Source organism: Bradyrhizobium sp. F1.13.3 (assembly GCF_040548265.1).
In the GTDB taxonomy this organism is placed as follows: domain Bacteria; phylum Pseudomonadota; class Alphaproteobacteria; order Rhizobiales; family Xanthobacteraceae; genus Bradyrhizobium.
On the sequence record NZ_JBEPRI010000023.1, the window covers coordinates 25614 to 37258 of the forward strand.

Consider the following 11645-nt stretch of genomic DNA (forward strand, 5'->3'; position numbering starts at 1 on the left):
GGTGCCACGATAGGGGCGGGACGAGAATCGTGCAATCTCGGGACAAGCGGCCACCCCGTGTTGTTCGCACCGGTCCCAACTGTTAGAACGCCGCTCTCAGGGCTTGGCCATGGAATTTCACCTTTCCTCGTTTGGGCGCAGCCGGTTCACCCCCGGAGCGCTGGCGCGTGGGTTGATCGCGACGGCCCTGGTGGCCGCCATTGGCTGGAGCGGGGCACTCTACGCCGCCAACCAGAGCGTCCAGGGCGCCAAGAAAACGGATGATTCCGGCTTCGACGGTGACGCCCCGACTGCGATCCTGATCGAGGCCTCCAGCGGCAGCGTGCTGTTCGAGAAGAACGCCGACGAGCTGCGTGCACCCTCCAGCATGATGAAGCTGATGACCGCGGAGGTCGTCTTCAACGCGATCAAGAAGGGCGACATCAAGCTGACCGACGAATACCGGATCAGCGAGAATGCCTGGCGCAGGGGCGGCGCGCCCTCCGGCGGCTCGACCATGTTCGCCGCGATCAACAGCAAGGTCACGGTCGACGATCTCCTGCACGGGGCGATCATCCAGAGCGGCAACGATGCCTGCATTGCGCTGGCCGAAGCCATGGCGGGCAACGAGCGGATTTTCGCCGCCGACTTCATGACCAAGCGCGCCCGTGAACTTGGCTTGACGAAGTCGACCTTCGGCAATTCCAACGGCTTGCCCGACCCCGCCAACAAGATGACGGTGCGCGAGCTCGGCATCCTTGCCCGGCACATCATTCTCGACTTCCCCGAATTCTACAAACTGTTCGGCGAGAAGGAATACACCTGGAACAAGATCCGCCAGCCCAACCGCAATCCGTTGCTCAATTCCATGGAAGGCGCCGACGGTCTGAAGACTGGCTACACCAAGGAAGGCGGCTACGGCATGGTCGGCTCGGCTGTGCAGAATGGCACGCGGCTGATCGTCGTCATCAACGGGCTGGATGACCCCGACGATCGCGCCACCGAAGCCAAGAAGATGCTGGAATGGGGTTTTCGCAATTTCGAGACCCGCACGCTGATTGCGGCCGATCAGCCCGTCGGCTACGCCAAGGTGTTCGGCGGCGAGAGCCGCTCGGTGAAACTGGTGGCGAAGACGCCCGTGAAAGTGATGGTGCACAAGAACGGAAGCGACAAGCTGATCGCGCGCGTCGTCTATAGCGGTCCGGTGCGCGCGCCGATCGAGGCCGGCCAGAAGGTCGGGCTGGTCAGGGTCTGGCGCAGCGGCAACATCGCGGTGGAGACGCCGGTCTACGCCGCTGACGCGATCGGCACCGGCTCGACCGTGCGTCGCGCGATCGACGGCGCCAGCGAGCTCGTGATCGGCATGTTCCGCGCGGGCGCCGAGAAGCTCTGATCATGAGTGAAAGCGCGGTAAAGTGGCCGTCCGGACGCGGGCGTTTCGTCACCTTTGAAGGCGGCGAGGGGACGGGCAAGTCGACCCAGATCAAGAAGCTTGCCGATCGTCTCAAGGCAGCCAGGATGCGCATCCTCGTCACGCGCGAGCCGGGCGGCTCGCCGGGCGCCGAGATCATGCGGCATCTGGTGCTGTCAGGCATGGGCAAGCTGCTCGGACCCGAGGCCGAGACGCTGCTGTTCGCGGCCGCCCGCGACGACCATGTTCGCACCGTGATCCAGCCCGCGCTCAACCAGGGCACTTGGGTGCTGTGCGACCGCTTCGCCGACTCGACGCGGGCCTATCAGGGCAGCCTCGGCCAGGTGCCGGCGGCGCTGATCAACGCGATGCAGCGGGTCACGATCGGCGATCTCAAGCCGGACCTCACCATCATTCTGGACCTGCCGGTCGAGATCGGCTTGCAGCGCGCGGCCGCGCGCCGCGGCAGCGGCACGCCAGACAGGTTCGAGGCCGAGAAGCTCGGTTTCCATCAGGGCCTGCGCGAGGCCTATCGCAAGATCGCGGCGGACGAGCCCGCGCGCTGCGTGCTGATCGACGCCAATTCCGATCCCGAGACGGTTGCCGGACGCATCTGGACCGCGCTGCGTGATCGCCTGCTTCCGACGCCTGCATCGGTGGTGTCCATATGAGCCCGCGTCAGACCGAGCGCGAAGCTGCCATGTCTCATCCGCGCGACACGAGCGTTCTGTTCGGCCATCGCGAGGCCGAGACCGCGCTGCTCGCCGCCTATCGCAGTGGGCGCATCCCGCATGCCTGGCTGATCGGCGGGCCGCAAGGCATCGGCAAGGCGACGCTGGCCTATCGGATGGCGCGCTTCGTGCTCGCTCACAGCCAGCCGCTGGCGCCTTCCGTGCAGCGCGCCGAAGACCTCGCCATCGATCCTGATAACGCCGTGGCGCGGCAGGTTGCAGCGGGTTCGCATGGTGGCTTGCTGACGCTGGAGCGCACCGCCAACGACCGCGGCGTGATGCGCACCGTGATCACAGTGGACGAGACGCGCGAGACGATTGGCTTCTTCGGCTCGACAGCAGCGGCCGAAGGTTGGCGCGTCTGCATCGTCGACACCGTCGACGAGCTCAATCCGAATGCCGCCAACGCGCTATTGAAAGTTCTCGAGGAACCGCCGCAGCAATCGCTGTTCCTGCTGGTGAGCCACGCGCCGGCTCGCGTCCTCGCCACGATTCAGTCGCGCTGCCGCAAGCTACGCCTGCGTGCACTCGCAACCGACGATGTGATTGGTGCAGCCGCAACCGCTGCCGATCTCGACCCGAATGATCCGGCGTTGCGCGAGGCGGCAGAGGCGTCCGAAGGCAGCGTCGCGCGGGCGCTGACGCTGCTCGGCGGTGACGCCCTGAAGCTCCAGCAACGCACGGCCGCGCTGCTGGCGCGACTGCCGCAGGTCGATCCGCGCGAATTGCACACGCTCGGCGAATCGCTCGGCACCAGCGACCGCGTTGCGCTTGCCGCCTTCATCGACGGCATCGATCGCTGGATCGCGGAACGCCTGCATGCCGACGAGGCCAATGCCAACCAGAATCTGCCGCGCCTTGCGCGCCTAGCTGAGGTATGGGAAAAGATCGTCCGCGCCGCGCGCGACACCGAAACCTACAATCTGGAGCGAAAGCCCTTGGTTTTCTCGGTGTTCGGCTGGCTGGCGGACGCAACGCGCTAGAGCATGATCCGGAAAAGTGTGCAGCGGTTTTCCGATGGGATCATGCTCAAGACAATAAACTAACGCAGGTTCGTTTCCAAATTTCGAGAAGCCGGTAAAGGAATTCGTCGTGGCAACGCGAGCTAAGAAAATCAACAAAGGCCAGAGCGGCAAGAAGAAGGCTGCGAAGAAAGCCGCGAAGGCCGTGAAAGCGCGGGCGCGCAAGGTTGCCAAGAAGGTCGAGAAAACCGCAAAGACCAAAAAGACGACCGCCAAGAAAGCGGTGAAGAAAGCCATGAAGAAGAGCGCTGCGACGACGGCAAAGAAGGCCGGCAAGAAGGCTGCGAAGAAGCAGGTCGTTGCAAAGAAGGCGGTGAGGACAGCGACCAAAAAGCCAGCCAAGACTTCGGCGAAAAACAAGGCTCCGGCGAAGAAAGCGGTCAAGAACGCAAGGGTGGCTGCACCGCACGTGACCGCAGCACCGGCTCCTGTCGCCACGCCGTCGAAAATTGCCAAGCCCAAAGCCCCGCGCGCACCGAAGTCCATCGCAGCGCCGCAGACCACCACGCCCGCGGTCGCCCCCGCACGCGACAACGTCTTCTACATCACGACAGCGATCGCCTATCCCAATGGCAGCCCGCATATCGGCCACGCCTATGAGGCAATCGCGACCGATACGTTGGCGCGGTTCGCGCGACTCGACGGCAAGGACGTGTTCTTCCTGACCGGCACCGACGAGCACGGCCAGAAGATGGTCCAGACCGCGGCCAGCGAAAAAATGTCCGTCTCGGAGCTCGCGGCCCGCAATGCCGGCGGTTTTAAGCAGATGGACGAGCGCCTGAACGTCTCGTTCGACCGCTTCATCCGCACCACCGAGGAGCAGCATCATCGCTCCAGCCAGGAAATCTGGCGGCGCATGGAAGCGAACGGGGACATCTATGCCGACATCTATGCCGGCTGGTATTCCGTGCGCGACGAAGCCTATTACGCGGAGGACGAGACGCGCCTGAACGACGACGGCGTGCGGCTCGGGCCGCAGGGCACGCCGGTCGAATGGGTCGAGGAGAAGAGCTACTTCTTCCGTCTGTCGACCTATCAGGACAGGCTGCTCAAGCTCTACGCGGATCATCCGGATTTCATCGGGCCGGATTCCCGGAAGAACGAGGTGGTGAGCTTCGTCAAGGGCGGCCTGCGCGATCTCTCGATCTCGCGCACGACGTTCGACTGGGGCGTCAAGGTGCCCGGCGACGAAGAGCACGTGATGTATGTCTGGGTCGACGCGCTCACCAACTACATCACCGGCGTCGGCTTCCCCGACGAGGGCGACAAGAACTGGCGTTATTGGCCTGCCGACGTGCACATCATCGGCAAGGACATCATCCGCTTCCATGCGGTGTACTGGCCGGCTTTCCTGCTGTCGGCCGGGATCCCGCTACCGAAGCGGGTCTATGCGCATGGCTTCCTGTTCAGCAGGGGCGAGAAGATGTCGAAGTCGGTCGGCAACGTGGTCGATCCCTTCAACCTCGCCGACCAGTACGGCGTCGACCAGATGCGCTATTTCTTTCTGCGTGAGGTGCCGTTCGGCCAGGACGGCAACTACAATCACGAGGCCATCGTCGCGCGCATCAATGCCGATCTCGCCAACGATCTCGGCAACCTCGCGCAGCGCTCGCTGTCGATGATCGCCAAGCAGCTCGGCGGCGTGCTCCCGGAGCCCGGCGAATTCAGCGACAACGACAAGGCGATCCTGTCACAAGCAGACGGCATGCTCGCGGCGTCCCGCGAAGCGATGGCGACGCAGCAAATCCATCACTGGCTCAATGCCGTGTGGGCCGTGGTGGCGGAAGCCAACCGCTATTTCGCGGGCGAAGCGCCGTGGGCGCTCGCCAAGACCGATCCTGTCAGGCAGAGGACGGTGCTCTATGTCACAGCCGAAGTCGTGCGCCAGATCGCGATCCTGGCCCAGCCGGCGATGCCGACGGCCTCGGGATTGCTGCTGGACAGCCTCGGTATCCCCAAAGCGGAGCGCAACTTCGCCGCGCTTGGTGGCGCAACCCGCATCGCGCCCGGTACGACGCTGCCCGCGCCGACGCCGGCCTTCCCGCGCTACATCGAGCCGGCAGCCTAGGGGCGTTCGCACCATGCTGGTCGACAGCCACTGCCATTTGGATTTTCCGGACTTTGCGGAGGATCTCGACGGGATCGTGTCGCGGGCACGAGCGGCCGGCATCGGCCGCATGGTCACGATCTCGACGCGGGTGAAAAAGCTGAACCAGCTCTTGGCCATCGCCGAGCGCTACGATGACGTCTATTGCTCGGTCGGCACCCATCCGCATAACGCCGATGAGGAAGACGGCATCGCGCCGGACGAACTGATCGCGCTGGCGGAGCATCCCAAGGTCGTCGCGCTCGGCGAAGCCGGGCTCGACTATTTCTACGACAACGGCTCGCCGGAGGCGCAGGCGAGGGGCTTTCGTGCCCACATCGCCGCCGCCCGCGTCACCGGCCTGCCGCTGGTGATCCACACCCGCGAGGCGGACGAGGATTGCGGCCGCATCCTTGAAGAGGAAGCTGCGAAGGGATCGTTTCGCGCCGTGTTGCATTGTTACACTGGCGGACGCGAGCTGGCGCTAAAGGCGGTGTCGCTCGGGCTCTATATCGGTTTCACGGGCATCCTGACCTTCAAAAAGTCCGAGGCCTTGCGCGCGCTTGCGGCCGAACTGCCGTCCGACCGTATTCTGGTTGAGACGGACTCGCCCTACCTTGCACCGGGCAAGTTCCGGGGCAAGCGCAACGAACCGGCCTATGTGGTCGAGGTCGCAAAAGTGCTTGCCGAAACATGTGGCGTGTCGTTTGACGAGATCTCGCGCCAGACAAGCGACAACTTCTTTCGCCTGTTCTCCAGGGTGAAAGCTTAGAACTGGGAGCCGCATGACGCTGACGCTGACGATCCTGGGCTGCGGCTCCTCCGCCGGCGTGCCGCGCCCGGCACTCGGCTGGGGTGCCTGCGATCCCAACAATCCCAAGAACCGCCGTCGCCGCTGTTCGCTGCTGGTCGAGCAGACCTCGGGCGAGGGCACCACGCGTATCGTGATCGACACCTCGCCGGACCTGCGCGAGCAATTGCTCTCGACCAATGTCGACCATATCGATGCAGTGTTCCTGACCCACGAGCATGCCGATCAGACCCATGGCATGGACGATCTGCGTTCGGTCGTGATGCATATGCGCCGGCGGATTCCGACCTATCTCAATCAGACGACTGCGAACGACATCATGTCGCGGTTCTCCTATTGCTTCGTCTCGCCGGCGGGCAGCGACTACCCGCCGATCCTGACGGCGCAGTCGATCGAGGCCGGTGAAAGCCAGGCCATCCTGGGGAAGGGGGGCGCGGTGACGATGACCGCCTTCCTGGTGCAGCACGGCAACATTCCCGCGCTGGGCTATCGCATCGGCGATGCCGCCTATACACCCGACCTCAACGACATCCCGCGCGAGAGCTGGGGCGCCCTGGAAAATCTGGATCTCTGGATCGTCGACGGCCTCCGCTACACCAGCCACGTCAGCCATTTCAGCATCAACGACGCGTTGTCCTGGATCGAGCGTTTCAAGCCGAAGCGCGCCGTCATCACCAACATGACGGCCGACGTCGATTATGAGGTGATCCGGCAATCGCTGCCGGCGGGAGTGGTGCCCGCGTATGACGGGCTGCGGCTGGAGACGCGCTGAACCTGCGGTGGTAATTCCGGCGAGAGCCGGCATACTCCTTGCTTGCGCTAGCCCCATCATGTTGATCTAACGTCTGAAAGACAGGCGCTGGGCAGGGGCGATATTCATGCAGAACCGGCGCGCGACGTGCGATCGCCGGGACCGTCTGAATCGCCTCGTGTGAGGATGGGGATCGCGTTGGCAGGGGACGATGTCACGAGCCGGGGACCAGTGCGACGCGCGCTGGATCTCCTTTATCTCGGTGCGGGCTACGCCGCCGGGGCCTTCATGGTTGCGATCTTTGCAATCATGATGATCATGTCGATCGGGCGCCAGTTTGCGGTCAACATTCCCGCCGGCGATGATTTCGCCTCCTGGTGCATGGCCGCGATGGCATTCCTTGGTCTCGCTCACACCTTCAAGCGCGGAGAGATGATCCGCGTCGGCCTGCTGCTGGAGCGTCTTCATGGGCGCTCCAAACAGGTTGCGGAGGTCGTGGCCCTCGGTATTGCCGCCGCTTTCATCCTCTATTTCACCCGGCATGCCGTGCAGATGACCTACGATTCCTGGCGCTTCAACGACGTGGCGCAGGGCGTCGTCCCGCTTCCGCTCTGGATTCCACAGCTCGGGTTTTCCGGCGGACTCGTGATCCTCTCGATCGCGCTCATTGATGAAATGATCAGTGTCATCGGCGGCAACCGGCCGAGCTACGAGAAGGGCTCGCCGGACGAGACCCCGGACGAATTCATCGAGCGGATCTCACAGGGCGGCGGAGGTTGACGATGGCCAATCTCGGCATGATCGAACTGTCGTTTATTCTGCTCGGCGTCATGATCGTGCTGCTGGGAAGCGGCATCTGGATCGCGGTTTCGCTCGGGCTCGTCGGCTTCGTAGCGATGGCGCTGACCACGAGCCTGCCGCTCGGCTCGGTGCTTGCGACGACGACGTGGAGCGCAAGCTCGTCATGGACACTGGCCGCGCTACCGTTGTTCATCTGGATGGGGGAGATCCTCTTCCGCACCAAATTATCCGAGGAAATGTTTCGAGGCCTGTCGCCCTGGGTTCAGTGGCTGCCCGGGCGCCTCACTCATGTGAACGTGATCGGCTGCGGCATCTTCGCGGCGGTGTCGGGCTCGTCGGCCGCGACCTGCGCGACCATCGGCAAGATCGCGCTGCCCGAGCTCGACAAGCGCGGCTACGACAAGGGCTTAAGTCTCGGGTCGCTCGCTGGCTCCGGAACGCTCGGCCTGCTGATCCCGCCGTCGATTCCGATGGTGGTCTATGCGGTCACGGCGAATGTCTCCGTGCTTCAGGTCTTCCTCGGCGGCTTCCTGCCGGGCGTGCTCGTGATGGTGCTCTATTCCGGCTACATCATCATCTGGTCGCTGCTCAATCCAAAAAAGGTCCCGCCGCGCGACCCGCCGATGTCGTTTCGCCGGAAGCTGCAAGAATCCGCCAAGCTCGCCCCATGCCTGCTTCTGATCCTGGCCGTCTTCCTGTCGCTCGTGTTGGGGTTTGCGACCGCGACCGAGTGTGCCGCCTGGGGCGTTTCCGGCGCGCTGCTGCTGGCGTGGTGGAGCCGCACGCTCACACGCAAGAACTTCCTCGAAAGCATCATGAGCGCGACGCGCCTGACCTGCATGATCATGCTGATCCTGGCAGGCGCGGCCTACACGACCGCAGCGATGGCCTATACGGGAATTCCGGCAGCGCTCGCCACCTGGGTCCAGGGCCAGCACCTCACGCCGGGCATGCTCGCGCTGTATCTGAGCATCATGTACATCATCCTGGGATGCTTGATCGACGGCATCTCGATGATCGTCCTGACCGCCGTGATCGTGCTGCCGATGGTCAAGCAGGCCGGCCTCGACCTGGTCTGGTTCGGCGTCTATCTCATCATTCACGTCGAGATGGCGCAGATCACGCCACCGGTCGGTTTCAACCTTTTCGTGCTCCAGAATATGAGCGGGCGCGATACCTTGACCGTCGCCCGGGCAGCATTCCCTTTCTTCATCCTGCTGCTCGCGGCCGTGTTCATCATCACGGAATATCCGCAGATCGTGATGTTCTTGCCCAAGCTCGCTTTCCCAGACTGAGCGTACCGTTTTGAAATTGACTGTGAGGAGAAGCCCCATGATCTCTCGTTTATTCCGCGCATCCCTGATCGCCGGCGCCGTGCTGGCCGCGACGCCCGCATTGGCTCAAACCAAATGGAATCTGCCGGCAGCGTATCCAGCCGACAATCCGCACTCCGAGAACCTCGTCGCGTTCGCCAAGGACGTCGAAGCCGCGACATCCGGCAAGCTCCAGATCACGGTTCATCCCGGCGCCTCGCTGTTCAAGGCGCCCGACATCAAGCGCGCGGTGATGACCGGGCAGGCGCAGATGGGCGAAGTCTTGCTGTCGATCCACGAGAACGAGGATCCGGTGTTCGGGGTCGACGTCGTGCCGTTTCTGGCGACCAGCTTCCCGGACGCCATGAAGCTGTATCAGGCGTCGAAGCCGTTGATTGCCAAGAAGCTCGATGCCCAGGGCCTCAAGCTGCTGTTCGTCGTGCCGTGGGCACCGCAGGGGGTCTATGTCAACAAGCCGCTCGCGACCATTGAGGACATGAAGGGCCTGAAATGGCGGGCCTACAATGTCGGGACCGCGCGCATTGGCGAACTGGTGGGCGCGCAGTCGGTCACCATCCAGGCCGCCGAGCTGCCGCAGGCGCTTGCGACCGGCGTCGTGAACTCCTTCATGTCATCAGGCGGCACGGGCTACGATGCGAAGGCATGGGAGTCGCTGAAGTACTTCTATGACGTGCAAGCCTGGATCCCGAAGGACTACACCTTCGTCAACAAGGCTGCGTTCGAGGCACTCGACAAGCCGACCCAGGAGGCCATCCTCAAGGCCGCCGCGACCGCGGAAACCCGCGGCTGGAAGGCCTGGCAGGACAAGAGCACCTGGTACATCGACCAGCTCAAGACCAAGGGCATGACGGTCGAGCCGCCGAGCCCGGCCCTGAAGGCCGGCTTCCAGAAGATCGGCGAACAGCTTACCGCCGACTGGCTCAAGAAGGCGGGAGCCGACGGCCAGGCGCTGGTTGAAGCCTACAAGAAGATGTGAGGACGGGGGGCTTGACAAACCCGACGTGGTTGAAATTGCGCAACGACTTCGCGGCGACATGCAAACGCCGCGGAGGTCGAGACAAGCTCAGGCCGAGATCGCCTTCGCCGATCCTGCTGCGTTGCGCAGCAGGAATTTCTGGATCTTTCCCGTCGACGTTTTCGGGATCGGCCCGAACACCACGGCCTTCGGCGTCTTGAAGCCGCTCATATGCGAGCGGCAGAAGGCGATGATGTCGGCTTCGCTCGCGCTTGCGCCGTCCTTCAGCTCGACGAAGGCGCAGGGCACTTCGCCCCATTTCGGATCGGGCTTTGCGACCACGGCGGCGAACAGCACGGCCGGGTGCTTGTAGAGGATGTCCTCGACCTCGACGGAGGAAATGTTCTCGCCGCCGGAGATGATGATGTCCTTCGAGCGATCCTTGATGATGACATAACCGTGCGCGTCGAGCACGCCGAGGTCGCCGGTGTGAAACCAGCCGCCCTCGAAGGCTTCCTTCGTCGCCTTGTCGTTCTTGAGGTAGCCCTTCATCACGATGTTGCCGCGGAACATGACCTCGCCGATGGTCTCGCCGTCGCGCGGCACCTGCCTCATGGTCTGGGGATCGATGACGGTGACGGCTTCCTCGAGCGGGTAGGGCACGCCCTGCCGCCGCTTCAGGCTGGCGCGCTCGGCTGCGGGCAGATCATCCCAGCCGGGCTGCTCGGCGCAGACCGAGGCGGGGCCGTAGACCTCGGTCAGTCCGTAGACGTGCGTCAGCTTGATGCCGATGCTTTCGGCGCCTTCGAGCACCGCGACAGGCGGCGCGGCACCGGCGATCAGGCCGACGACGCGGCGGGCGGCGCCGCCCTTCGGTGCATCAGGCGCGTTGATCAGCGTGTTATAGACGATCGGTGCACCGCACATGTGGGTGACGCCGTGCTGCTTGATCAGCTCGAAGATCTTCGTCGGCTCGACCTTGCGCAGGCAGACATTGATGCCGGCGGCCGCCGCAATGGTCCAGGGGAAGCACCAGCCGTTGCAGTGGAACATCGGTAGCGTCCAGAGATAGACCGGATGCTGGCCAAGTTGGCCCGCGAGGATGTTGCTGACGGCATTCAGATAGGCGCCGCGATGATGGGTCACGACGCCCTTGGGATTGCCCGTGGTGCCCGACGTGTAGCTCAGCGCGATCGCGTCCCATTCGTCCTTCGGCGGGATGGCGGTGAAATCGGGATCGCCTTGCGCGACGGCGGTCTCGTACTCGATCTCGCCGACGCGCCTGCCGCCCTTGAACGCGGCGTCGTCGACGTCGATCACGAACGGTTTTGGGCCACTCATCTGCGCGAGCGCATCGGTGATCACGCCCGAGAATTCCGGATCGACCAGAATGATCTTTGCGCCACCATGGTCGAGCTGAAATGCGATCGAAGGGGCATCGAGCCGGATGTTCAGCGCGTTGAGCACGGCACCCGTCATGGGGACGGCGAAATGTACCTCGTTCATCGCCGGAATGTTCGGCAGCATCGCCGCGACGGTGTCGCCGACGCCGATGCCCTTGCCGGCAAGATAGGAAGCAAAGCGCTTGCAGCGCTCATGCGTCTCGCGCCAGGTGAAGCTGCGGCCCTCGTAGACCGTGCTGAAATGATCGGGATAGACCGCGGCGCTGCGTGCGAGGAAGCTCAACGGGCTCAGCGGCACGTAGTTGGCGGGCGTCTTGTCGAGGCCGATATTGTACTGGTTCTGCCGCTCGCTCATCGACAC

The 11645-nt window shown here is 63.8% G+C and carries 10 protein-coding genes; 9 read left to right on the top strand and 1 reads right to left on the bottom strand.

The annotated features are described in order from the left end of the window. Positions 1–109 precede the first annotated feature (109 nt). The 9 genes from ABIB66_RS38160 (at position 110) to ABIB66_RS38200 (ending at position 9902) form a co-directional block, all read left to right on the top strand. Positions 110–1372 carry a D-alanyl-D-alanine carboxypeptidase family protein gene (locus ABIB66_RS38160; RefSeq protein WP_354210295.1) on the top strand — a complete coding sequence of 421 codons (1263 nt, stop codon included), beginning with the start codon at positions 110–112 and terminating at the stop codon, positions 1370–1372. 2 nt (positions 1373–1374) lie between these two features. Further along, entirely contained in the window at positions 1375–2061 is a 687-nt protein-coding gene (gene tmk, locus ABIB66_RS38165; RefSeq protein WP_275172549.1) for a dTMP kinase, read from the top strand. Further along, a complete protein-coding gene (locus tag ABIB66_RS38170; protein ID WP_354210296.1) occupies positions 2058–3104 on the top strand; it encodes a DNA polymerase III subunit delta' in 1047 nt (348 codons plus the stop codon). The genes tmk and ABIB66_RS38170 overlap by 4 nt, the downstream gene beginning before the upstream one ends. A 109-nt stretch (positions 3105–3213) precedes the next feature. Next, complete coding sequence (metG, locus tag ABIB66_RS38175) at positions 3214–5211, top strand: methionine--tRNA ligase (protein ID WP_354210298.1); 1998 nt, start codon at positions 3214–3216, stop codon at positions 5209–5211. Between the two features lie 13 nt (positions 5212–5224). Next, positions 5225–6001 (top strand): TatD family hydrolase, encoded by a 777-nt coding sequence (locus ABIB66_RS38180; protein WP_354210299.1) that lies wholly within the window; start codon positions 5225–5227, stop codon positions 5999–6001. A 13-nt stretch (positions 6002–6014) separates the two neighbouring features. Beyond that, positions 6015–6812: an MBL fold metallo-hydrolase gene (locus tag ABIB66_RS38185; RefSeq protein ID WP_354210300.1), complete on the top strand. Its 798-nt coding sequence runs from the start codon at positions 6015–6017 to the stop codon at positions 6810–6812. 165 nt (positions 6813–6977) lie between these two features. Beyond that, positions 6978–7571, top strand: a complete 594-nt coding sequence (locus tag ABIB66_RS38190) for a TRAP transporter small permease (RefSeq protein WP_275172554.1) — start codon at positions 6978–6980, stop codon at positions 7569–7571. A 2-nt stretch (positions 7572–7573) separates the two neighbouring features. Then, the gene (locus ABIB66_RS38195) at positions 7574–8887 is read left to right on the top strand and encodes a TRAP transporter large permease (protein ID WP_275172555.1); all 1314 of its coding nucleotides are present in this window, start codon (positions 7574–7576) and stop codon (positions 8885–8887) included. 37 nt (positions 8888–8924) lie between these two features. Next, positions 8925–9902 carry a TRAP transporter substrate-binding protein gene (locus ABIB66_RS38200; protein WP_354210301.1) on the top strand — a complete coding sequence of 326 codons (978 nt, stop codon included), beginning with the start codon at positions 8925–8927 and terminating at the stop codon, positions 9900–9902. A gap of 87 nt (positions 9903–9989) precedes the next feature. Here the strand turns inward: ABIB66_RS38200 and ABIB66_RS38205 are convergent, their stop codons facing one another. After that, positions 9990–11639: an acyl-CoA synthetase gene (locus tag ABIB66_RS38205; RefSeq protein WP_354059515.1), complete on the bottom strand. Its 1650-nt coding sequence runs from the start codon at positions 11637–11639 to the stop codon at positions 9990–9992. Positions 11640–11645: the final 6 nt, after the last annotated feature.